Origin of the sequence: Microcystis sp. M_OC_Ca_00000000_C217Col, assembly GCF_007095585.1 — a bacterium.
Classification (GTDB): Bacteria; Cyanobacteriota; Cyanobacteriia; order Cyanobacteriales; family Microcystaceae; genus Microcystis; species Microcystis panniformis.
Map to the genome: position 1 here is coordinate 17258 of NZ_SFBV01000226.1, position 23833 is coordinate 41090.

General features: G+C 44.3%; 22 protein-coding genes and 3 pseudogenes. 11 read left to right on the forward strand and 14 right to left on the reverse strand.

The genetic code is table 11. From position 1 onward, the window contains the following. Positions 1–125: 125 nt before the first annotated feature. Entirely contained in the window at positions 126–1118 is a 993-nt protein-coding gene (gene ilvC / locus EWV66_RS13675; RefSeq protein ID WP_002785193.1) for a ketol-acid reductoisomerase, read from the forward strand. Between the two features lie 329 nt (positions 1119–1447). On the opposite strand, the gene EWV66_RS13680 is transcribed toward ilvC, so the two are convergent. The 4 genes from EWV66_RS13680 to EWV66_RS13695 form a co-directional block, all read right to left on the reverse strand. Beyond that, a complete protein-coding gene (locus tag EWV66_RS13680; protein WP_072924522.1) occupies positions 1448–2236 on the reverse strand; it encodes an ECF transporter S component in 789 nt (262 codons plus the stop codon). Between the two features lie 449 nt (positions 2237–2685). After that, complete coding sequence (locus EWV66_RS13685; protein ID WP_249264827.1) at positions 2686–3144, reverse strand: class I SAM-dependent methyltransferase; 459 nt, start codon at positions 3142–3144, stop codon at positions 2686–2688. A gap of 523 nt (positions 3145–3667) precedes the next feature. After that, the gene (locus EWV66_RS13690; protein ID WP_002766120.1) at positions 3668–4222 is read right to left on the reverse strand and encodes a YqeG family HAD IIIA-type phosphatase; all 555 of its coding nucleotides are present in this window, start codon (positions 4220–4222) and stop codon (positions 3668–3670) included. Between the two features lie 99 nt (positions 4223–4321). Then, positions 4322–4945: a class I SAM-dependent methyltransferase gene (locus EWV66_RS13695; RefSeq protein WP_287107425.1), complete on the reverse strand. Its 624-nt coding sequence runs from the start codon at positions 4943–4945 to the stop codon at positions 4322–4324. Between the two features lie 119 nt (positions 4946–5064). Here EWV66_RS13695 and hemH point away from each other — a divergent pair, with 119 nt between their 5' ends. Next, on the forward strand, positions 5065–6228 hold the full coding sequence (gene hemH / locus EWV66_RS13700) for a ferrochelatase (protein ID WP_072924517.1): 1164 nt from the start codon (positions 5065–5067) through the stop codon (positions 6226–6228). Between the two features lie 95 nt (positions 6229–6323). On the opposite strand, the gene EWV66_RS13705 is transcribed toward hemH, so the two are convergent. After that, complete coding sequence (locus EWV66_RS13705; protein WP_002739055.1) at positions 6324–6575, reverse strand: DUF8653 family protein; 252 nt, start codon at positions 6573–6575, stop codon at positions 6324–6326. 82 nt (positions 6576–6657) lie between these two features. Next, positions 6658–7783 (reverse strand): peptide chain release factor 2 gene (gene prfB, locus EWV66_RS13710; RefSeq protein WP_139294333.1). Its coding sequence is split into 2 segments (ribosomal slippage): positions 6658–7710 and positions 7712–7783, totalling 1125 coding nucleotides; the frame shifts between segments, so codons are not numbered across the junction. On the opposite strand from prfB, the gene EWV66_RS13715 reads away from it, so the two are divergent. Beyond that, entirely contained in the window at positions 7755–7919 is a 165-nt protein-coding gene (locus EWV66_RS13715) for a hypothetical protein (protein WP_287107427.1), read from the forward strand. The genes prfB and EWV66_RS13715 overlap by 29 nt on opposite strands. A 153-nt stretch (positions 7920–8072) precedes the next feature. On the opposite strand, the gene EWV66_RS13720 is transcribed toward EWV66_RS13715, so the two are convergent. Then, a complete protein-coding gene (locus EWV66_RS13720; protein ID WP_072924508.1) occupies positions 8073–9209 on the reverse strand; it encodes a DUF3747 domain-containing protein in 1137 nt (378 codons plus the stop codon). A 154-nt stretch (positions 9210–9363) separates the two neighbouring features. On the opposite strand from EWV66_RS13720, the gene murD reads away from it, so the two are divergent. From murD to mdh, 4 genes are all read left to right on the forward strand, one after another. Next, positions 9364–10713, forward strand: a complete 1350-nt coding sequence (gene murD, locus EWV66_RS13725) for a UDP-N-acetylmuramoyl-L-alanine--D-glutamate ligase (protein ID WP_052278325.1) — start codon at positions 9364–9366, stop codon at positions 10711–10713. Positions 10714–11141: 428 nt separating this feature from the next. Further along, positions 11142–13793: a glycoside hydrolase family 10-like protein gene (locus tag EWV66_RS13730; RefSeq protein ID WP_072924505.1), complete on the forward strand. Its 2652-nt coding sequence runs from the start codon at positions 11142–11144 to the stop codon at positions 13791–13793. 293 nt (positions 13794–14086) lie between these two features. Continuing rightward, positions 14087–14302, forward strand: coding sequence for an NAD(P)H-quinone oxidoreductase subunit O (locus tag EWV66_RS13735; protein ID WP_002758722.1), 216 nt, complete (start codon positions 14087–14089; stop codon positions 14300–14302). A gap of 26 nt (positions 14303–14328) precedes the next feature. Then, positions 14329–15306 carry a malate dehydrogenase gene (gene mdh, locus EWV66_RS13740; RefSeq protein WP_004163490.1) on the forward strand — a complete coding sequence of 326 codons (978 nt, stop codon included), beginning with the start codon at positions 14329–14331 and terminating at the stop codon, positions 15304–15306. Here the strand turns inward: mdh and EWV66_RS13745 are convergent, their stop codons facing one another. The 3 genes from EWV66_RS13745 to psaM all read right to left on the reverse strand — a co-directional run bounded on the left by EWV66_RS13745 (position 15307) and on the right by psaM (position 17716). Further along, the gene (locus tag EWV66_RS13745) at positions 15307–16434 is read right to left on the reverse strand and encodes a THUMP domain-containing class I SAM-dependent RNA methyltransferase (RefSeq protein ID WP_052278324.1); all 1128 of its coding nucleotides are present in this window, start codon (positions 16432–16434) and stop codon (positions 15307–15309) included. A gap of 529 nt (positions 16435–16963) precedes the next feature. Continuing rightward, positions 16964–17314 (reverse strand): slr1601 family putative cell division protein, encoded by a 351-nt coding sequence (locus EWV66_RS13750; protein ID WP_052278323.1) that lies wholly within the window; start codon positions 17312–17314, stop codon positions 16964–16966. Between the two features lie 309 nt (positions 17315–17623). Beyond that, the gene (gene psaM / locus EWV66_RS13755) at positions 17624–17716 is read right to left on the reverse strand and encodes a photosystem I reaction center subunit XII (RefSeq protein WP_012264462.1); all 93 of its coding nucleotides are present in this window, start codon (positions 17714–17716) and stop codon (positions 17624–17626) included. Positions 17717–17905: 189 nt separating this feature from the next. Between psaM and EWV66_RS13760 the strand changes: the two genes are divergently transcribed. Continuing rightward, the gene (locus EWV66_RS13760) at positions 17906–18625 is read left to right on the forward strand and encodes a TerC family protein (protein ID WP_002786989.1); all 720 of its coding nucleotides are present in this window, start codon (positions 17906–17908) and stop codon (positions 18623–18625) included. A gap of 153 nt (positions 18626–18778) precedes the next feature. Then, positions 18779–19276 carry a thiol-disulfide oxidoreductase DCC family protein gene (locus tag EWV66_RS13765; protein WP_052278322.1) on the forward strand — a complete coding sequence of 166 codons (498 nt, stop codon included), beginning with the start codon at positions 18779–18781 and terminating at the stop codon, positions 19274–19276. A 168-nt stretch (positions 19277–19444) separates the two neighbouring features. Here EWV66_RS13765 and EWV66_RS13770 read toward each other — a convergent pair. Next, positions 19445–19549 (reverse strand): annotated as a pseudogene (locus EWV66_RS13770) (sigma factor-like helix-turn-helix DNA-binding protein); the annotation flags it as partial. Between the two features lie 119 nt (positions 19550–19668). Further along, positions 19669–21279, reverse strand: coding sequence for a CARDB domain-containing protein (locus EWV66_RS13775; RefSeq protein WP_287107428.1), 1611 nt, complete (start codon positions 21277–21279; stop codon positions 19669–19671). Positions 21280–21286: 7 nt separating this feature from the next. On the opposite strand from EWV66_RS13775, the gene EWV66_RS13780 reads away from it, so the two are divergent. Next, positions 21287–21598 carry a hypothetical protein gene (locus tag EWV66_RS13780; protein ID WP_287107429.1) on the forward strand — a complete coding sequence of 104 codons (312 nt, stop codon included), beginning with the start codon at positions 21287–21289 and terminating at the stop codon, positions 21596–21598. Positions 21599–22453: 855 nt separating this feature from the next. Here the strand turns inward: EWV66_RS13780 and EWV66_RS13785 are convergent. Beyond that, a pseudogene (locus tag EWV66_RS13785) lies at positions 22454–22549 on the reverse strand (IS1 family transposase); the annotation flags it as partial. 152 nt (positions 22550–22701) lie between these two features. After that, positions 22702–23372: pseudogene (locus EWV66_RS24445) on the reverse strand (IS1-like element transposase). A gap of 325 nt (positions 23373–23697) precedes the next feature. Between EWV66_RS24445 and EWV66_RS13795 the strand changes: the two are divergent. Then, the coding region (locus EWV66_RS13795; protein WP_287107430.1) for a helix-turn-helix domain-containing protein at positions 23698–23833 on the forward strand (136 nt) is incomplete at its 3' end.

A 23833-nucleotide genomic window follows, 5' to 3' on the forward strand; every position in this document is an offset into this window, starting at 1 on the left:
ATTTTTTCTAGACACTATTTTTTCGTGACTCCAGGAAACCGGCGATCAAATGCTTCTGACGGGCGTGATTTTCCCGTATAATTAGGAGTTTGCACAGTGACAAAAGAAGTTAAGGAGCGAGTTCGATGGCACAAATGTACTATGATGAGGATGCCAATTTAGATTTATTAGCGGGAAAAACGATCGCTATTATTGGTTATGGTTCCCAGGGTCATGCCCACGCATTAAATCTCAAGGATAGTGGCGTTAATGTGATTGTTGGTCTATATCCCGGCAGTAAATCGGCAATCAAAGCCAAAGAAGCCGGTATTCCGGTTTATGATGTGGCCCAAGCCGCTAAAATTGCCGACTGGATCATGATCCTCTTACCGGATGAAGTGCAGAAAACGATTTATCTCCACGAAATTGCCCCGAATTTAAGCCCAGGCAAGGTTTTGTCTTTTGCCCACGGCTTTAATATTCATTTCGGTCAAGTGGTTCCCCCGGATAATGTCGATGTGGTTATGGTTGCCCCCAAAGGACCGGGCCATCTCGTCCGTCGCACCTACGAACAAGGTCAAGGAGTCCCCTGTTTATTCGCCGTCTATCAAGATGCTACCGGCCAAGCACGCGATCGAGCAATGGCCTACGCTAAAGGTATCGGTGGCACTCGGGCCGGGGTTTTGGAAACCACTTTCCGCGAGGAAACAGAAACCGACCTTTTTGGCGAACAGGCAGTATTATGCGGTGGTTTAAGTGCTTTAATTAAAGCTGGCTTTGAAACCCTCGTGGAAGCTGGTTATCAGCCCGAATTAGCCTATTTTGAGTGTTTACACGAGGTGAAACTGATCGTCGATCTGATCGTCGAGGGCGGTTTGGCCAAAATGCGCGATAGTATTTCCAATACAGCCGAGTACGGTGACTACACTCGCGGTCCGCGGGTGGTGACGGAAGCGACTAAGACCGAAATGCGGAAAATCCTCGGGGAAATTCAATCGGGACAATTTGCCAGAGAGTTTGTCCTCGAAAATCAAGCAGGTAAACCGGGTTTCACCGCTATGCGTCGTCAAGAAGCAGAACATTCGATCGAAGAAGTCGGTCAAGACCTGCGGGCAATGATGAGTTGGCTTAAACGCTAGTTCTCTTTTTTTTCGGTGGGGGGTTGGACACAACGCGGCAATTCTTGCTGTTGAGTCCGCCCCTACACCCTACACCCCACACCCCAAAAGGAAAACCTCCTATGTCACCATTTAAGATAACTGCTGTATTCCCATTTCAGTAGCCCTCCTGCAAAAATAAGTTATCGAGCCGCTATTGGGTCACAATATCTAAAAGCTCGGATAAATTCGACATAATCTTAGGTTTTATGGATAGTCTAGTCGTCTCTTGTCTTTTTTCTTCTCCTGACTCCCGACGACCAGCTACTGACTCCTACCCCTAACAACAATTTTTGATTTTTACAAGAGGTCTAGTAGATCGCCTCTCGTGATTTAACCAGACCGATCGCCCGTAAACCGGCAATCACACCACAACCGATCACCATACCGACGAAGGAACGAATCAGATTTTCTACAGGAATGATCGGAATTAAAGCGATCCAGACTTCTTCGGGCCAGTTAAAAATCGAGTAGGTAATGGCGACGACCCCTAAATGGGAGAGGCCGCTGGCGGTCCAGGTACCCCCAAAAATTCCCGCCGCTACTAGGGCCAAATTGCTGCCTTTGATCCAATGGGTAAAAAGAGTCCGGGTTGGTAGGATAAATAATACCAAAGCTGACCAATCGACGAAAGCCCCGGCAATAAAGATTCGTGGCGAAATGCCGTTCAGTCCGATCGCCCGGTTAGCGTAGATAAACAGGGGAATCAGAAAAATTAACGTTAATCCTAACCACCAATAACGGCGTTTTTTGCCTAAAACCATCGTTCCCGCCACAAAACTAGACAAAATCGCCCCAAAGACCGAAATAGCGGGAATTCCTGCTGTGTAGGGGGCAAGGAAAGCCCCAATTAATGACCCAATGCCACTAGCGATCGCTCCAGCGATCGGGCCGAGTAACCAACCCAAGAGGGGAAAAACCGCTTGACTGAGGGGCATACTACCGCCGGAAGCGAGGACAATGGAGAAGGGAATAAAAGAAAGGGTAGTGACAATGGCCGCTAAGACGACAATATAGGCGATCGGCGCACCATCAATAGCGGCACTACTGACAGCTTCCACTTTGCGTTCTTCGCCTTCGGGGATAATATCTAGGGTCATAGTTGCAAGGGTAATTCTAACTTTTCTATCATCCTCTGGTTTGATCTTCTTCCGGCAATTATAGTCATTTCAGATAAGTCTGATACACTCTAGACCGGTTAAACCCTTATGAACTCTGGCATTGATATTCTCAATCTTAATTGAAATGACTATATTGATTTTTTCGATAACAGCGCACGGTAATGTGATAGGGATGAAAAATCTCTAGGAAATCTTTTTGTAGGGTTTGAAAAAAGCTCTCAATAATTTTGGGATCGTCGAGATGAAAAGGATATTCTTGATTAAATCCTTTGAAAAAATACCAGTTAATAATTAGCTTTCCTCCTGGGTTTAACCAGTCATAAAACTTTTTAAGTTAGACCGTAGGTGAGGGCAAATGCTCGATGACATCCAAACAGATAATCGTGTCAAATTTTAGCCGTTCGGGAATTTCTGTATAGAATGAGAGCTTATTTAGTATCGAGATTTAATTGCTCGGCACGAAAGCGAACAAATTCATGATGTAGGGGATTAAGATCGCAATAGATCACCTGTTCAACCCCAGAATTCATTGCGGCAGCCAGGGCATGAGTACCGATTCCGCCACCAAAATCTAAGACTTTTCCGCTACCGTGATCATCAATTAATCTCAGGGGTTCCCCGATATATTCTTGACTGGATAAATGCCAAGCAGATAATTCAAATAAATAGTTTTCTTTGACTTTTTCCTGATAGAAATAATCTGGATTTGTCCAAGAAAAGTCTTGATGAGCTAAGGCCGCTAAGGAATCTTTTGCTATGGCTAATTTTGCTTGTAAAATTTCTTGGTCTAATTGTAAAAAGTTTTGTAGGTGTGACTCCAAATCAAAGGAATTGCGCTTGAATTCCGCAACCGAGGAGGATGATAGCAGGGAAGAATCTCGATTCATATATAGAGTGAAGCCAGGGAGAATTAACGGTTCTTCGGTTTGTCTTATGCAATGGACGGGGTTATAAGGAATGAAACCCGGCTCTTCTGGTTTCTGTGTGGAAACGAGGTCTATACTGATGGTTTATTTAACCAAATAGTCCTAAAAGTCTTTCCCAGTAAACATTTCACGATTTCATAAGCAAAAATTATCACACAAATTACCGCAATTTTTGTCAATTGTTTGCGATCTAGAGTGAACTAATCAATTAAATCCCTTACCAGATAAGGATTTAGTCGATTTATGCCCCCCTATCGAACTAAAAAATCGTTCCCTATTATCTCACAATCTGGCCAAATTATACCAGCAAGTTTTCCTTAAAACAGTAGTGCCAGCTTTTGGCCTATATCGGCAAAAACTGGCACTGTTTATCTACTAACTTTCATATATTTAAGGTCTTTATCTCGGCTGACCTCATTTCAAATTGTCTATAGTATTTTCTACTTTTCCCTCCTTTCCTCTATACTTAATTATTTTTTAATATTTACTTTTGTGAGGATTGGTCAGGTTTTATTAAGTAATGCTGCGGATGCAGGGAAACACCGAGAATTTGTGATAGCCATACCTCAAAATCGTGGATTGGATAAGCTTGCCCCCCCGTCAAGGGATTTACCATTGGTTTCACCAGAATGGTAAACATTCCCAGACGATTTCCCGCTAAAACATCGGTAAACAAGCGATCGCCAACCATAGCAATTTGTTGGGGGGGAAGACTCATGGCTGCCATCGCTTGCCGGAGTTTGCGTCGAGAGGGTTTCACCGCACCGAGAAGGTAGGGAAGTTGTAAATTATCAGCGATCGCACCGATCCGATTTTCACTGAGATTATTGCTGACCAACCAAATCGGTAGATCAAGACGCAAGGAATCGACCCAACGCTGTAAATCGTCAGAAACCGCCGTTTCCTGGAGGGGAACAAGGGTATCATCCACATCGAGAATCAATCCCTTAATCCGATGCTGACTCAAAATCTCCAGAGTGAGACCGAGAATCGTATCCCCTAAAATTAAATCGGGTTGTAGAATTTTTGCTCTAGTCATTACTTCTCAAAAATAACTGGCACCGAGTCGATCGAACTCAGCTTCCCTACTTAGTATAAATGACCGACTGCCTCTGAAAATCTTGCCCGGTCAATCCCTTTACTTGGCCGCTCGAATCACCTGTAAACTGCCACCAGCGTATAATTTTTGTTGACAATCACGAAAACCGATCGCCTGTAAAGATCGGATCAGATCCCGATCGATAAACTGCCAAGCGGTATCGGTTTCAAATAATTGCAAAAATAGGGCTAAAGAAGGCCAAAAAAGCGGGTTAGTGGGTCGATGAAAATCCACGAGGGCAAAAATTCCCCCCGGTCTGAGAACTCGATACACTTCTTTAAGGATTTGCTCTAACTGCTCCGGTTCCATTTCGTGGAGAGCGGCGCTAGTATGAACAAAGGCGAATTCTCCGGCATTAAAGGGCATTTTTTCGGCTAATCCCTCCACATAATGCGCTTGCGGCACCGCTAAACTAGCTCGCTCCAAGGCCCAGGGAGAGACATCTAAACCGACACAGCGATCGGATAGGGGTACTAAATAACGGGTGGTTTGACCCGCACCACAACAGAGATCGAGGATAGGGTCATTTTTAGCGATTTTTAAACCTTCTAGGGCCAATTGCCGAAAACGGGTCTCCCCACCCACCGCTAGGGCAGCCAGACGGGAGATACCATCGTAAAGCCATTGATATTGATAACTGAGGGGACGTAAAATTGTCGCCAAGATCAACCTCCAAAATTTGATTAAGTTCGATATTGTCTGTAATTTGTTTTAACGGTTCCACCGATATATTGTTAAACTTGGTAAAGAATCTGAAAATTTAAAAATTATCTGTTAACACTATGGGTCGCGTTGGGGTTTTATTATTAAATTTGGGTGGGCCGGAGCGGTTAGAGGATGTGCGTCCTTTTCTATTTAACCTTTTTTCTGACCCAGAGATCATCCGTTTGCCGATCAAAGGATTACAAAAACCGTTAGCTTGGTTAATATCGACGCTAAGAGCGAGTAAATCCCAAGAAAATTACCGTCAGATTGGTGGTGGCTCCCCTTTACTCAAGATTACGGAAGCACAGGCCACAGCACTGCAACAACGTCTCGCGGAAATGGGGCGCGAAGTGAGCGTTTATATCGGGATGCGTTACTGGAATCCCTTCACCGAAGAAGCGATCGAGCGGATTAAACGGGATCATATCAAAAAATTAGTTATTCTTCCCCTTTATCCCCAATTTTCCATCAGCACCAGTGGTTCCAGTTTTCGTGTGCTGGAGGAAATGTGGCAGCAGGATCCCTATCTGCGTTTGACGGAATATACTCTCATCCCTTCTTGGTACGATCATCCCGCTTATCTGAGTGCTATGGCCGATCTGATCGCACGAGAATTAGAGCAGTGTCCTAATCCTGACCAAGTACATATCTTTTTTAGCGCCCATGGTGTCCCCCAAAGTTATGTGGAGGAAGCGGGAGATCCCTATCAAAGGCAAATTGAAGAATGCACTAGGGCGATCATGCGTACGCTCAACCGGCCCAATCAGTACACTTTAGCCTATCAAAGTCGCGTCGGTCCGGTGGAATGGCTAAAACCCTACACTGAAGATGCTTTAAAAGAGTTGGGAGAGCAGGGAATTAAGCATTTACTGGTCGTGCCGATTAGCTTTGTCTCGGAACATATCGAAACTCTGCAAGAAATCGATATAGAGTACCGAGAAGTGGCGGAAGAAGCGGGAATTGAAGATTTTCAGCGAGTACCGGCTCTTAACACTCACCCGATGTTTATCGAATCTCTCTCCCAGTTAGTGGTCAAATCCCTAGAGGAAAAACCCACCACTTTCGAGCAAATTACCCGTCCGAAAGCGAATATGAAAATGTATCCCCAGGAGCGTTGGGAATGGGGAATGACCACGGCAGCTGAGGTGTGGAATGGTCGATTAGCGATGATCGGTTTTCTGGCAATTATTATCGAATTAATTACCGGTCAAGGACCGTTACATTTTGTTGGTTTATTATAACCTCAAGCTTCGTTGCCATTGCTTTTGATGGTAACTACCAAAATAAGGTTGGGTTTAACTATATTTAACCCAACCATTGGCGATTTCATCTTCTCTTAGGACATCATATTAGCAGAACGAACATTAACGTTAACTTCTAGCCTGCCATTGCCGAGCATATCTAATCCAGTGACGCTAAACAGATTAGCTTTAATCCCCCTTTCCTGAAAATTAGCCTGTAATTCTTTGATGAGAACCTCTTCCACTTTCCCCTCATCATCTGCTAGAGCTTGGACGATTTTAGCGGCGAAAGAGCCAATTTTTGCGCTCAATATTTCTTCCACATTGGTAATCTCGATAATAACCATTGATTTTTCTTCTTAGTAGAGGACAAATAGCTTGACAAGCCAATAAGAACAGAATTTGCGAGAAAATAGAGCTGCTCTCATCTTAGGAATCAGTATAACCTGCACTGTTCCCCCCTAAACGTAAATAGGCTTCAATAAAGCTATCTAAATCCCCATTCATTACCCGGGTAACATCGGTGGTTTCCACATTACTACGGAGATCCTTAACTAATTGATAGGGATGAAAAACATAGTTACGGATTTGATTGCCCCAAGCGGCCTCCACCATATCGCCGCGAATTTCTGCGATCGCTTGAGCCTGTTGTTCCCGAGCGATAATTAACAATTTCGCTTTTAATAAAGCTAGGGCTTTTTCTTTATTTTGTAATTGCGATCGCTCTTGGGTACAACGTACAGCGATACCTGTGGGAAGATGAACCACACGCACGGCAGTTTCCACTTTATTAACATTTTGTCCACCTTTTCCCCCCGATCTAGTGGTGGTAATTTCTAAATCTTTATCGGGAATTTCTACCCTCACCGCATCATCGCCCAAAATTGGCATCACTTCCACCCCGGCGAAACTGGTTTGACGTTTACCGTTAGCATTAAAAGGAGAAATTCTGACTAACCGATGGGTGCCTTTTTCTCCTTTCAGATAACCGTAAGCATAAGTTCCAGCAATTTCAATTGTCACCGATTTAATTCCCGCTTCATCTCCTTCTGATATTTCCGCTAAAGTGACTTTATATCCCTGTTTCTCGGCCCAGCGAGAATACATTCTCAGGAGCATTTCTGTCCAATCTTGGGCATCGGTTCCCCCGGCCCCCGCATTAATCGTTAAAACCGCTCCTTTTGCGTCGTAGGGACCATTTAAAAGCTGTTGCAATTCCCAGCGATCGAGGTCATGCTGTAAATGAGTTAAATTGTCCGTCGCTTCTTCTAGTAAAGTTCGATCGGATTCTAATTCTAATAACTCGATAATTGCCTTGGTATCTTCTAATTGTCCACACCAACCCTGATAGGTTTCTAAAGAAGATTTACATTCATTTAGTTCTTGCAGGGTTTTTTGAGCAGTATCGGGATTATCCCAAAAAGTGGGGACAGCTGCCACCTGTTCTAAGTCTTTAATTTTGGCCCTTAAAGTGGGTAAGTCAAAGATAGTCCTGGGTTTTACCCAGGCGCGATCCTACTATCTCGATGCCTTTTTTTAGTTCTGATATTTCCATATTTTCAGTTATCAGTTATCAGTTATCAGTTATCAGTTATCATTTATCAGTTATCAGTTATCATTTATCAGTTATCATTTATCAGTTATCATTTATCAGTTATCATTTATCAGTTATCAGTTATCAGTTACTCTAGAAGTCAGGAGTCAGGAGTTGAGAGTTGGGGTTTTAGGGTTTTGGGGTTTTAGGGTTTTGGGGTTTTAGTTGAAATTCCCCCATTTCCCCATTTCCCCATTTCCCCATTTCCCTTATCCACTATCTGTTCCCAGTTACGCAGTTCCAGCGTTCCCTAAAATGGTACGATCGATCCGCGCAGGGGGGCAAGACTTTGTAAAGCGTTTTCAGCCTTATCACGATTGCTAAACGCGCCTATTTGCCAGACGCGACGACCTTGGTGGGAAGTGGGGAAAGCGTCGGGATAGAGAGAACGAAGCTTAGTGCGATCGCTCTCGGTCTTGGCTTCAATTACTACTTTAAAACCTTTGCGGCCACTATTACCAGTATTACCAGTATTACTACTACTGGGATTAGGGGCAGCCCGATTAAAAGTGATTACGTCTGACAAACTTCTCTGATTGCCTAAATTGCGCGGTGGCGGTGGTGGTACAATTGCATTAGTATTCTGGGAATTGGGAGGAGTTAGGGGGGGTAAATTAGGGGTAACTGGGGGCTGTGGCGTTAAATTTGACTCTGGTACTCGATTAGTGATCACTGGCTGAGGATTGCTCTCTACTGCTGTTTCTGCAGCGGTAAAGGTATATTCTCGCACTTCGGGATCACCGGAAGGATTAACCGGTGTTTCTGCTTTGACGGATTCTCTGGGGGGGGGTGTGGGGGGGATAGACGATTGGGTACCTGCGAGTAATTCCGGGGGAGGATTGAAACTGGGACTATCGGCAGTTAGATAGATATGACTGAGATTTTGACCGGCTAGACTGCGTTTAGTAAAGCGCCAGCCATCGATGAGGTAAATTTGCATTAAACCGGTCCCTAAACCTTTTGTCCGTCCAATAATTACCTCCGATTGCCTGGGATTGCGGGGGGTTCCCACGAGGACTAATTCCCCGTTGCGTTGTACGATACGCAGCAGGTATTCTAAACCGTAATCTGTGCCGCGAATGCGAAGGGAATAACCGTTACTGTCGGTGGCCCGTTCACAACTGCCGGTAAAATCGAAATCGAGGAGGAGAGGCTGAACAATGGTCGGTTCTCTGCCATTTACCGCCCAACATTGGCGTTTTCCGGGGATTTGTTGCAAAATCAGTAAATCGTATTTACCGTTACCGTAGGGACGGGCAATAGCGATAAAATCCTCTTGATTAACTTCTCGTTGTTCAAAGAGAGTTGCTTGACTAGGTGTAGTCAGGAGACAACCCCCCAGAAGTGAAAACAGTAGGGTAAATTTTAAGGATGATTTTAGATTCATAAATAAGGAGCCTTGTTATGGAGATTGTACTTGCATTTATTTTATCGATCTAGACGCAAGCCAGAGAATTTTGTTTTCAAAGGAAGAGACTCGACCTAATCCACAGTAGGATAGAGATTGCTAAAAATTGACCCTTGAGTAGAGTGGCAACAAGATGGCGAAAGCGGCGATTATTGGATTGGGAAGATCGGGAATAGCAGCGGCAAGATGCTTAAAACGGGATGGTTGGCAGGTGACATTAAGCGATCGCTCTGATTCTCCCAGTTTACAAGCAACCAAAACCAATCTAGAAAGGGAAGGAATTATCGTCAATCTTGGTCAAAATCTCAGTCTAGAGGCTTCGGACTTGCCTAATCTTATCGTGGTAAGCCCCGGCGTGCCTTGGGATGCCCCGATTTTAATTACTGCCAGAGAAAAAGGCATCGAGACGATCGGAGAATTAGAATTAGCTTGGCGTTATCTGCAATCTTCTCCTTGGTTGGGGATTACGGGAACTAACGGTAAAACCACCACCACCGCCCTCTGTGCCGCTATTTTTCAAAAAGCGGGGTTAAATGCCCCTTCCTGCGGTAATATCGGCTATGCCGCCTGTGAATTGGCTTTAAAAGCCGATAAATACGATTGGATTATTGCGGAGATTAGTAGTTATCAGATCGAGTCCAGTCGGGATTTATCGCCGAAAATCGGCATCTGGACAACTTTTACCCCCGATCACCTCAGTCGTCATCAAACCCTGGAAAATTATTATCAGATTAAAGCCTCTTTACTGCAAAGAAGCGATCGCCAAATCCTCAACGGTGATGATCCCTATCTGCGTCAAATCGGTGTTAGTCAATGGCAACAAGCTTACTGGACTTCTGTGCAGGGCAAAGCTGCGCTTTTGGGCGATCCTAGTCGTGGTGTTTATCTCCAAGATAACTGGATCGTGGCTTTTGGCGAATTAATTGCCCCGGTTAATCTCCTGAAAATGGTGGGTAGTCACAATCAGCAGAATTTGCTTATGGCTGTGGCCGCCGCTAGATTGGCAGGAATCGAGAAAAAAGCCATTACCGAAGCGATCGCCACTTTCCCCGGGGTTGCCCATCGCTTAGAGTATATTTGTACTCATAAAGGACTAGACTTTATTAATGATAGTAAAGCAACTAACTACGATGCGGCCGCAGTAGGCTTACAATCCGTCCCTAGTCCAGCGATTTTAATTGCGGGGGGAGAAGCGAAAGCAGGGGATGATCGGGCTTGGATCGCTGAAATTAAGGCAAAAGTCGCCACTGTGCTGCTGATTGGTGACGCTGCCGCCGATTTTGCCCGTCGTTTACAGTCAGCAGGTTATCAAGATTATGAATGTGTAGAAACGATGGACAGGGCAGTTCAACGCGCGGCTGAACTAGGAACAGCAAAAGAGGCTAAAGTGGTGTTATTATCCCCCGCTTGCGCTAGTTTTGACCAATACCAAAGTTTTGAACATCGCGGCGATCACTTTCGGCAATTGTCCTTACAGTTGTAGGGAGATGGCTTTTTAGCCGTCAGCCTTTTCAGTGATCAGTGAACAGTAAACAGTAATCAGTGAAAAGAAGGTTCCGAAGTTGGGTTCTATTGGAATTGAAGGTGATCAGCTTATCTTATCGAAAAAAGGGCATAAGCCTTATGTCCCTACCATTAATATCGTGCCAGCTGTAGGGTCGCAAGGTTTGCGCCCATTATGTGACACAGTGAACATTTTTCACCTGATGTCCAGAAGACCCCGAAGTTTTCACCTAACACTGTCTACTTAAAACTGCAATCTGATAACTGATTACTGATCACTGAAAACCCTAACACCCTAAAACCATGTTGCGGACGACTAAGACGCAATTTTTGTTCCCCAAGATACTATTTTTTGGCTAAGTTGGGTAAGATCAGGAGAAGTTAACCAAAAAATTAAGAGAAAAAAACGTGCTGGGATCGTCCTTCCATCTTGATCATCTGTTTAAAAAGCCCCTAATTGCCTGTCTTTTGTCCTGTGTGGGTGTCTTGCTGCCGATCCCAGTTTTAGCGACACCGGTGGCAGTGTTAAAAAGTCAAGAAAATGCCAATCAATGGACAGATATAACCGAACGTTTGCAAAATGTCGGGGTTAATTACTGTATTCTCCAGAGTAACCAGTGGCAAAGCGACACGGATTTAAATAAAATTAAGGTTCTAATCATCCCCAATGTCGAGACTATTTCCGGTTTACAAGCTGGTGTCTTGATTCGTTGGCTGAATCGCGGTGGTAAAATTATCGTCACCGGTCCGGCGGGAAATCTTTCGGAACCTGCTGTGCGGAATCAACTGCGATCGCTATTTGGGGCTTACTGGGCCTATCCCCACTCCCAAGCTTACACCCTGCGGCCGACTAATTTAGGTGAACTGAAAAACCAAAAACCTTTAGCCAGCAGTCTCCTCGGTGGTGTGGTTATCCCCACGGGAGTTAATAGCCAAACCGTCGCCGTTTGGGGGGCGCGCAATAATCCCCCCGCCGTTGTCCTCAATAATAACTCGATCTTTCTCGGTTGGCGCTGGGGCAGCAATGCCGTCGCTAATCTCGCCCTCGATAGCGCTTGGCTAGAAACCGCCCTGCAACGCTACGGCATTAATCGCAGTTCTTCTCCTAGCACAATTGCGCCCTATTGTCAAGGGCAATCAACAATAGTTAATAATATTAATAATACCCCAACAGCGATCTCGCGTAGCGAGCGCGTTGCGACCGCACCCCGTCGCCCTCTACCCCAGATTGCAGAAAATCCCCCCAGTGAAACAGCGAGATTAAGTCCGAATACCGAGGCAATTCCCCCGAGAGCGAGCCTAACTTCTCAACAAATTAGCCAGATGACGGCGGAATTGCAGGGATTAATCGGGCGTTATGGGGTGACTCTCTTAGCTTTAGAAGCCAGTAATAATAACACTTTAACTACTGATAAATCCTTAGCACAAGCATTTCATAATCGTGGGAAAAATTCCAGCGCATCAGATACAGCTAGACGATTCCGTTTAGCCCTAGAAAATGCCCAAGGAACCTTAAATAATTTTCAGAATTTAATCGCCCAGGGTTCCTATACGCAAGCGCGGGAATTTTGGTTACAAGCGCGGCGAAGTCTTTGGGATAATTATCCCACTAATCGACAATTTGCCCAACCAGAAATACGGGCAATGTGGTTAGATCGAGGCACAATCGTAGAAGCTAAAAATGAGGAGGATTTAGCTAAAGTATTCGATCGCATGGCGGCAGCCGGTATTAATGTGGTCTTTTTCGAGACAGTTAATGCTAGTTATACTATTTATCCCAGTCAAGTTGCCCCCGAACAAAACCCTTTAACCAGAGGTTGGGATCCCCTAAAAGTTGCCGTTAAATTAGCCCATGAACGTAATATGGAAATCCACGCCTGGGTGTGGGTTTTTGCGGCGGCTAATCAAGCTCATAATAAAGTATTAGAGCAACCATTAGATTATCTCGGTCCGGTTTTATCCCGTAATCCCCATTGGGGGGCAACTAATAAAAGTGGTGGTTCTTTTGATTACAGTCAAGGCACGAAAAAAGCCTTTTTTGATCCTGCTAATCCCGACCTACAGAACTATCTTTTATCTCTTTACGAGGAAATTGTCAAGAATTATGATGTGGATGGCTTGCAGTTAGATTATATTCGCTATCCCTTCCAGAGTCAAGATTCTAATCAAACCTACGGTTATGGTAAATCCAGCCGGTGGTTATTTAAACAAATGACAGGAGTTGATCCCATTACTTTAAATCCCCGGGGTGCTTTATGGGAACAATGGACTAGCTTTAAAATCCGTCAGGTTGATACTTTTGTTTCGCAGGTTTCTACTCGTTTAAAACAGATTCGTCCCCAATTAAAAATGTCGGCGGCAGTGTTTCCCCTAGAACAAAAAGAACGGTTATATCGTATTCAACAAAACTGGGAAGAGTGGGGACAAAATCAATGGATAGACCTGATATTTTTAATGACTTATGCTCTCGATACAGGGACTTTAGAAGATAAAACCAAGTCTTTATTTGATCGCCAAATTGCAGGAAATGCTCTGATTATACCCGGTATCCGTCTGTTAAAAGTACCCGATCAAGTCACGATCGATCAACTACAATTTATTCGCAATCTTCCCACTTCGGGATTCGCTCTTTTTGCCACAGAAAATCTCAATCCCAATCTGCAAACAATTCTTAATCGTATTCAGGGATCGATAATTACCAAAAAAGCCGAACCTTTACCCCACCGTCAACCCTTCAAAACGGCAGCGGCGCGGTTTAATTTCCTGCGTCAAGAGTGGAGTTTTTTAATAACGAATAATTTATGGGCAATGGAGGAAGGAACCTTAAAAACTTGGGGACAAGACGTGGACGAAATGGCTAATTTATTAGAGCAATTAGCTAATAATCCCAGCCCTCGCAATTTGACTTTAACTCAAAATGCCTTAAAACGATTTAGCTATCAATTTAAATCTGTGATGTCCAGACAAAAAGATTTATCTGCCTATCAAATACAGGTCTGGGAAAATCGCCTCGCAACCCTACAAAGTCTCTTAAGTTATGGTCAAAGGGTTGAGTTTTAATTAGGGTTTACTGAAAAAGTTTGTCGGTGGAGACAGGAGACAGGAGATAAGTAGGTGGGTGGAATTAAATATAAGATGAACGTAGGTTGGGTTGAAGCATGAAACCCAACGCCCGCTCATGTTACGCTACCGCTAACCCATCCTACAAATAATTGAGCCTCCCTACTTAGGAGATTATTTTATTTATTCTCCCCACACCCCACACCCCACACCCCACACCCTCTTGTCAGAGGCCTGCCCGAATATGTAACAATTTATGGAAGAAACCCCCCAGCAAATTTAACGAGAAAAACATGGCAGCTACAATTAAGAAAGGAGCTTTAGTCCGCGTGGTGACGGGAAACCTAGAAAATAGCCTGGAGGCACTAGCCAGCGATCGCCGTTTACCCAGTTATATGTTCAACTCGACAGCAGAAGTCTTGGATGTAAAAGATGATTACGCTTTGATTAAATTCTATGTTCCTACCCCCAGTGTGTGGCTAAAGCTCGAACAACTGGAACCCGTCTGATGAGGATATTGCCTCATCCATAAATCATGGTTGACTTCTACGATACACTCATCCCCTGCCAATCGCCCCGAGTCTCGGTTATTGGTGCCGGTAACGTCGGACGCACCCTGGCCCAACGCATCGCCGAAAAAAACCTCGCCGATGTGGTTCTCCTCGATATCGTCAATGGTTTGCCCCAGGGTATTGCCCTAGATTTGATGGAAGCTCAGGGCATAGAACTGCACGACAGCGAGATTATCGGCACTAATAACTACGAAGACACGGCAGGCTCGGATATTGTCGTGATTACGGCTGGATTAGCCAGAAAACCGGGCATGAGTCGCGATGATCTCATGAATGTCAATGCCAAAATTGTCGTCGAGGCCGCCACTAAATGCCTCAAGTATTCTCCGGAAGCCATTTTTATCGTCATCACCAATCCCCTTGATGTGATGACCTATCTAGTCTGGCAAGCAACCGGTTTACCCCCCCAAAGAGTGATGGGAATGGCCGGAGTCCTCGATTCTTCCCGTTTACAAACCTTTATCGCCATGGAATTGGGGGTTAGTACCGCCGACGTTCATGCTATGGTTTTGGGTGGTCACGGTGATTTAATGTTGCCCCTACCCCGTTACTGTACCGTCAGTGGTGTGCCGATTACCGAATTAATGGACGAGATAACAATTAACCGTTTAGTGGAGAGAACTCGCAACGGTGGGGCTGAAATCGTCAAATTACTGCAAACTGGCGGCGCTTATTACGCCCCTGCTTCCTCTGCCTGTACCATGGTCGAGACGATATTGAGAAATCAATCCCGTTTACTGCCGGCCGCAGCCTATCTTAAGGGTGAATACGGTTTACAGGATGTCTATCTGGGGGTTCCCTGTCGCTTGGGCTGTCGGGGTGTGGAAAGTATTCTGGAAGTGCGTTTGACCGATGCTGAACGTCTGGATTTACACACTTCTGCTGCCTCGGTTCGTCAGAATGTTCATTTAGCCCTTGACAGTCTCAAGGTTTTGATGTAGTTAATACAATTCGTATTTTAAGAGGGTACAGGGCAAAGAACCGTTATACAAGGGAGTGCGACGGGAAGAACGCAGACCGATTTGTTTGGTCAGTTCTTTGTTTCCCGATAAAATATAGGCTGTCCAACCCTTAAACCTCTGTTTTAAGACATCACCGAAGGATTTATATAAGGCCCCTAATTCTTCGGTATTGCCCAATCTTTTGCCGTAAGGGGGATTACAGAGAATAATCCCTCGATCGCTCGCCGGTTCTAAGTCGGTGATGCTTTGCAAGCTAAAATTAATATGCTCCTGCACTTGACAAAAATAGGCATTATCCTCGGCCTGACGCAAAACCTCATAATCGGCATCACTAGCATAAATTGGCGCATTTAGCTGAAATTTTTGTTTTTCTTTAGCTTCCTTAACCAAAGATTGCCATAAATCCGGTTGATAGTCTGGCCATTTCTGAAATCCGAACTGGGAACGAGATAAACCGGGGGCAATATTTAAAGCTTTTAACGTCGCTTCGATGACAATGGTTCCCGAACCACAAAAAGGGTCTAAAAGCGCCATATCATCCTGCCATGCCGATAATTCTACCAAAGCAGCGGCGAGACTTTCTTTCAGAGGTGCGACTCCCATGGCCCGATGATACCCGCGACGATGTAAACTGTGGCCAGAACTATCTAAACTAAGCACACAGCGATTTTTCTCGATATGAGCGTTAATTTGCAGGTCGGGGTTTTCTGTATCCACAAAAGAACGGGGATTGCCCTGTTGACGCTGTTGGTCGATAATAGCGTTTTTGATGCTTAAAGCGGTGTAATGGGTGTGATTGAGGCGATCGTTCGTTCCCGTACATTGTACCGCTAAAGTTTCCTCACTGCTGAGATAATCGCGCCAATCAATGGCTTGAATGCCATCATATAGTTCCTTCCCATCCCCACAGGGAATTTCGGCAATGGGAACCAAAACCCGAAAAATAATTCTTGACCAAAGATTGACTCGATAGAGTAGGGAGATATCCCCCTGAAAATGGACTCCGGTGAATACTGGTTTCACTTCTTTTGCCCCTAGGAATTCTAATTCCCTAGCGGCAATTTCTTCTAGTCCCCTAGCGGTAGTAGCAAAATAGGATCGAGTCATTTCAGTTATCAGTTATCAGTTATCAGGTTTCAGTGACTAGCGCCGGTCGTTGGTAGCTTGAAATCAGAAAGATTTTAATTTTTATTTTTATCCTCTTTTAAATTCCTATCTGATTCGCTCAAGTCAGTTAAAATGGGTGCATCTCATATTCGTGACTTTCTCTCACCTATAGGTGAGCAGCAGCAGTTAAGTAGGTGGGTGGAATTAAATATAAGATGAACGTAGGTTGGGTTGAAGCATGAAACCCAACGCCCGCATGGGTTACGCTACCGCTAACCCATCCTACAAATAATTGTGCCTCCCTACAATAATATTTATTATCGCGCCAATGGTAGGGGCGCACCGCGTGCGCCCAAAATGTCCTATAGATATTTCTTCAAAATTCAGATGCACCCATAATAATCCTCTTTTGTCAAGGCAGAAATGTTTAAGAATTGTGTCGCTGTGGTCATTAGTTTTATCCCGACTCTGTGGATATCTCCTCTCCCCTAGAGTCTTAACAAGTAATTGAGATGCACGGGCAGCTAATCTACTGAGAAACCCAAAAAATGCGTCTTTGATTAGGATCCCGTCGGGGACTTTGTTCCCCCATCACTTGCCGCGCTTGACTAGGATCAAAGCTGCGAGTAAATTGATCCCGCAATTGATTGACGCGTTCCTCCTTTTCTTGGGCTGCCAAACGCACTTCTTCTAATTTTGCCTGTTGCATCTGTTGGTAGGGTAACAAACGAGCGATCGCAAAAACCGCCGTGATGGAAATGGCGCTATAGGCAATAATTCGCAGCCAAATCTCGATAACTTGCCAGTTTTGGGATTTATTGCCACTTTTTGGCTTTTTTTGTGTTTTTTTGTCGGTTTGGTTTCGTGTTCGTGCGGTCATAGATTTATGAGTACAAGTAAAATCGGTCAGAAAGGCGGCTAAGTAGCTGGTTATAATTTAAAAATGGATTTTAGGTTCGATCCCCCCTGCCCCCCTTGATAAGGGGGGTGCCGATAGGCGGGGGGATCCCCCCTTAGTCCCCCCTTGATAAGGGGGGTGTCTGACAACTTTTAACGCCTACCTACTTAATTACTTTTAAGTTACACCCAATCACCGATAACTGGTAACTGATGACTGATAACCGAAAAAACCCCAATCGGTCTATCCCATAGCTAGGTTAGACGGGATTAGGGTTTATTGAAAGCGACTTTACTTATAAAGTTCCGTCGCTAGACGAAAAGCCAAAATCCCGGGGATTAAAGCAATTACCAGAGCGACTAGAACTTGAGTATCAGAAAGCATTGCTGATTATCTCCTCATAAAGATATTCATCCAATACTTTCCGACATCATCGGGGTCCTCTGCATCATTTCGTTACAAGACTTCATATCTCCCCACCCCGATGACGGTTATCTCCCCTAGAAAAGAAAGTTGTAAAAGCGTTAAGCTGAAGTATTGCCATGATTACATTTATTTTTACCTGCGGCCTCAATGTTAGACTCGCTTCTTGATTCATCTCTAACCCTTAGTCTAAAAACCCCGTTAATTCTGTTGGTTCTCATTGCCCTAGAAGCGGTATTATCAGCAGATAACGCCATTGCTCTCGCTTCCATAGCACAGGGATTAGGAGATCATCAGCGTCAACGTCAGGCCTTGAATATTGGCTTAGTTTTCGCCTATATTCTCCGTATGATCTTGATTCTTACTGCCACCTGGGTGGTTAAATACTGGCAGTTTGAACTTTTGGGAGCAGTATATTTGCTCTGGTTAGTCTTTAATTACTTTGCCTCCCCTGAAGACAAAGACCACACCCATCATAGTCTCCGGTTTCAGTCTCTCTGGCAAGCTATCCCCCTCATTGCCGTTACCGATTTAGCTTTTTCCCTCGATAGTGTCACCACCTCCATCGCCGTGGCCGATGATACTTGGTTGATCCTGCTTGGTGGTACGATCGGAGTAGTTACCCTGCGCTTTATGGCGGGTTTATTTATTCGCTGGTTAGAGGAATACACCCACCTAGAAGATGCTGGTTTTGTCACCGTCGGTTTGGTGGGTTTAAGATTGCTGTTGCGGGTGATTAGTCCCGATTTTGTGCCGCCGGAATGGATTATGATCAGTTTAATTGCTATCCTCTTTGCTTGGGGTTTCTCAAAACGCAACGATCGAGAACCAATAGAGAGTGATACCATCCAATCTGATGAATTGCCATAAAATAATCATCAGGAGTCAGGAGTCAGGAGATTATTTTTATTTATTCTCCCCACTCCCCCACTCCCCCACTCCCCCATTACCCCACTTCCCCACTCCCTACTTCTCAACCCCTCACTAATTACCGACCACTGAAAAGAGAATCCCTAGAAGATCATGCCATCTTTACCGACTCCATCTGCTGATACCTTAGAAAATTCTACTCGATCGCCCTCTTGGAAAATTAAACTCCTCTACGATGGAGAATGTCCCCTCTGCTTGCGCGAGGTCAATTTTCTGCAAAAACGGGATGCTGGAAGAGGATTAGTTGCTTTTGTCGATATTGCCGCCGAAAACTATAATCCAGAGGAAAATGGCGGTATTTCCTTCGCGGCGGCCATGGGACGAATCCACGCTGTACTAGCTGATGGTACTATTCTCCAAAATGTGGAAGTGTTTCGCCAAGTCTATGATATTTTGGGCATCGGTTGGATTTATGCCGCTACTAAATGGCCGGTTATTGGGTTTCTAGTGGATATTATCTATGAAATTTGGGCTTCTTGGCGATTAACCTTAACCGGAAGACCGAATTTACAAACAATCTTAGCAGAACGTCAAAAACGTCTGGAATGCAACTCATCAAATCGTTGTTCTCAGTCAGTTAAAATCTCCTAAAAAAATAGGGAGTATTTAACTCTCTAGTAGGGATATTCTGTTGGTGATCTAAGTAGGTGGGTGGAATTAAATATAAAATGAACGTAGGTTGGGTTGAAGCATGAAACCCAACGCCCGAACGGGTTACGCTACCGCTAACCCATCCTACAAATAATTGTGCCTACCTACTTAACTACGCAGTTTTTGCAACGCTTTCGACTCAATTTGTCGCACCCTTTCCAGGGATAATTCCAAAGTGCGACCGATATCACCTAAAGCATGGGATTTACCATTAAAATTTAGTTGGCAATTTTTCGGACATCGAGTCCTCAAATTGCCGCCCCCTGCACCTTCCCCACTGGTGCGTTGCTGAGGGTGGGGACTGATGCAGGTTCGCTCAACTCGACACGATACTAGACAATCGGCTGAAAGACACTTGTCGAAACAAAATCGCCAACAGCTAACCCCATTTCAAAAGATTCAATACAAGCCTCACGGACGTGAACCCCGCCATAAATACGGCTGAGGGCATCTTCCATTCCCGCGTCATAGAAGCTATCGAAACTACGAACGACACCGGGAAGTTCTTGGGAGACAGCACTAAACACATAGTTTTCACCAAAATACTCGGTCATCACTCCAGCAAATGCTCCCCCCATGGCGGAATGCCCTGACATATAATCCGGGAAAGGCGGCGAATTAACCCCCATTAATGTTGACAGCAAGGATTCCCAATTGGGATCGCCCACCGTAGAAGTTAGCCCGTCATTGGCCGCAAATCCTCCGGCAATTATGTCATCAGGGCGAGGTTGGAGTTCAGTGTATTTCTCTTTCCAAGCGACGATTACCGCATCTGCCAGCGCGGTATTTAACGCGGCAAATAGGCTGGCATCTTCTTGCAAGGTATTGCCCTCGCGCACGGCGATTTCTTGAGCAATTTGGTTTAATTGACCGTAGGGACGGAAGGTATCAGCCCGGTCATAGGCAAAGAAAACAGCCATTTCTGTCTGGTCTTCTGTGCGTAAAGTGGTAGTGAGAGCAGTGTCTTCCAAGCCGCCGTAGAGCCGGACTTCTTCAATTTCTTCGGCATACAATGCACCCTGATCATTAGGATTGTCGGGACGGCCATCAAGAGTTACATCAAGTTGATTTTGCGAGACAAACTGGTCAATGTTGCCAATTGTCCAAGGAGTTACCCCACCCCAGTTGGCACCGAGTGCTACCCCAGCAGTGGGTCCTAAGGTTTCTGGTGTCCAGACATAGTTTCCCGACGGCGCAGTGAAAGGCGTATTGTTGCTGGAACCATCACTAGCGCGTAAATTGAGGCTCTGATTGGCTACTAAAATGCCAAAATTAAAACCCCTGCTTTCAGCGGTGGCACTGTCCTGAATCTCCGCCAGAGAATTGGTTACTTGCTGTAAGAACAAGCTATTTTGTCCAGGTAATTGAGTAGAGAGAACTCGATAAGCAGCACCAACTACCGCCGCCTGCAACGAGGTATTTGCTGGTGCGTTCACATTTACAGCGTAGGAGGGATATGAAGTGTTGAAGGCCTGAACCGTATCATAGACGGCAGTAGAAACCAAGGCCATTAAGCGAGAACCCACTGTCGGCGGAACTCCCCGCCCTGCTTTTCCCTCGGCTTGAATCGCATTTAATGCGATCGCATTCCAGTCGATGATGGCATTAGTATTGAGTCCCGATACTAATTTACTGGTGACATTATTGGTTTCCAGTTGTTCGGGAATTTGGTTATTGGCATCAACTTGAGCAATGAGAAAGTAAGCCCCCGGAGCGATGACTGAAGTATTGTTTTGATACTGTAAGTTTAGGGTGACTGACTGCTCTGCGCTTAGGTTCAAGTTTGTGCTGACACTGGTGAGTAAGGCATCGTTACTGTCAATCTCACCGTCAGTGGAAATGTACAGTCTAACAGTACTGGGACCACTGGCGATCGCCTGTCCTTGATTGGTGACAATTACCTGTGCATTCCCCTGAGCGCCGAAGTTAACCGTACTTGGCAAATTAATCGTGCCAAAACTGCCCACTAAATCTGGTAGTGAGACACTTGAGGTAAAACTTGAGGTAGAACTTGAGGTAAGACTTGAGGTAAGACTTGAGGTAGGACTTGAGGTAAGACTTGAGGTAGAACTTGAGGTAGGACTTGAGGTAGGACTTGAGGCAGCACTTGAGGTAAAACTTGAGGTAGAACCTGAATTTTCGTTATTGCCATTGTTTGATTTGTCTTCTTTTGGTTTCTTTTTTCCCTCAGTATCAAGTCCAATTGCATCTAAAAAATCAACTTCACTCAAAAGCACATTTAAATCTTCTAGGGAGAGTTGATTTAATTTTTTGTCACCGATAACCTCCTCTAACAACTCATCAATTTTACTGGATGCTTTAGTACTATTTGGTATTTGCTCGTTCTCAGTTACTTTCCTCTGGTCATCAACGGGTTTTTTTGGTGATGACTGGGCGGTAGTTATAGGAGTGGTTGAAATCATGGTCAATAAGTTAGGAAAGAGTAAAGGCATTCAAGACAGAAAGTATCGAAGCTTAACTTGTTGTTGCGTTCCAGCACCAAACCGATGTCACCGTCAGTGGAAATTTACAGGTTCACAGCACAAGTACCTCTGGTGATCAGCTGTGCTTGATGGGCGACAATTAGCTGTGCATTTATTTCCTTGATCTGTTTGACGAGGTTGACAAAATGGGAATCGTGGGGGCAACTCAAACTTGAATTTTGCGATACAACTGAGTGATCCAACTCACATATTCTAACACCATTAATACCTGATGTCAATCAATTCTTATGTCTTTAATCATACACTTTTATCGATGGATAAAACTAGAATCATGTCTTATCCCACATTCCGCATCCTAAAGTGTCACATTGAAAATTTTATCTAAATCGTCAAAACGATTGCCGGCTCTGAATTACAGGCTAATTTGTTTGCCCAGCAGATGCACAATTAGTGCTAAAAATCTGATAGCTATGATACCAAATTATTGAGATAGACTCTCATTAAGCAAGCTGGCGATCGCTGACTAGAGTGTGACACTTCATAATTCTTAGTAATCGCTAAAAGTCTTACTACACAAGGGCTAGAGCAACTGTTGGTTTCAACGACTAGGGGGCGGAATGTGGGTTTAATCATAGATTTTTAGGGGGCGGAATGTGGGTTTAATCATAGATTTTTATCGATGGTGGAAGATGAAATACCAGATAGCCCCGATATGATTATCCATTTTTTTGGAGAACGATAGACTCTGTCTGACCAATCTAGAAATTCGGCTCTTCTGGTTTCTGTGTGGAAACGAGGTCTATACCGATAGAATATCCGCAAAATAGTCCTAAAAGTTTTGCCCAATAAGCACTTCAGGGTTCCATAAGCAAAAATTATCACACACTTTGTCGAAGAGTATTGTTTAATCTTTCAATAGGATTAGTTTGACCAGTTTCTTTACCTACTGCCCGATGACTTTTACGAGAAATTACTGTCTTATATAACTCCCAAAATTTTGTGTAAGCAACAGCACATTGTCGATAAACTCCTGGGAGAATTTTCCAGAGCTTTTTAGCTGATTCACGGCTTCTATCTCCTAAATAACAACCAATTATTTCTCGGGTAGTTCTATCGATAGCTAACCAAATATATACCTAAATTTTATTACAAAATAATAATGACTATAACTCATCCAATTCTATGATTAATTTGCCTTTAGGTTTGTCTGTTACCTATACCTGGCGAGGAAATTGGTTAAATTTATTATTAAGATAGTTTTGTAAACATGACCAACTCAATCCAGTTACTCCAGCAATTACTCGCAGAGAAATTCTTTCTAGCAGCAGGAGATTTATTAATTATTGGGTTTCGTTAGAGACGGTTTTATGACTAGGATTAATTGCCAACGGTTGACCATAATTTTTACCCTTACGTTTCGGTTTGCCATTATGTGTAGAACCATTTTTGATGGTATGGCAAGAACCACATTTAGGATAACTAAATATTGAAGCTTGTGAATCTTTTGTCAGAAGATTCTGTTCTAAATCTTCATCGCCATCCAACCAAAGTTTAATGATCCAAGAGAAGATATTGATAAAAACAGCAATCATAAAAAGCAAATTCTTGACATTTGTCAGGTAATTATTTTTATTAGTAAATATTCTACGCAACTCAGGCTAGATAAGCAAGAGAGCTACGCCACTACTATCGGATCACTACCGTCGGTTCTTCGTTACGGCGATCGCCTGTACTTTTGAAAATGATGACAAAACGGGAATCATAGGCACAATTCAAACTTGAGTTTTGCGACTACCTGAGTGATCTAACTCACACAGCTTAAATCATCGAAAATTTGGGTCTGAAACCCCGTCGTTCTACGACGGCTTTACCGTTAAATACTAGCGCATTTACACGATATATTCTAGAATGTGAGGTATGGAAAAAGCCTATTCTTACCGATTTTACCCCACACCCGAACAAGAGTCGCTATTGCGGCGCACTTTGGGCTGTGTAAGATTGGTTGACAATAAAGCTCTCCATCTCAGAACACAAGCTTGGTACGAAAGACAAG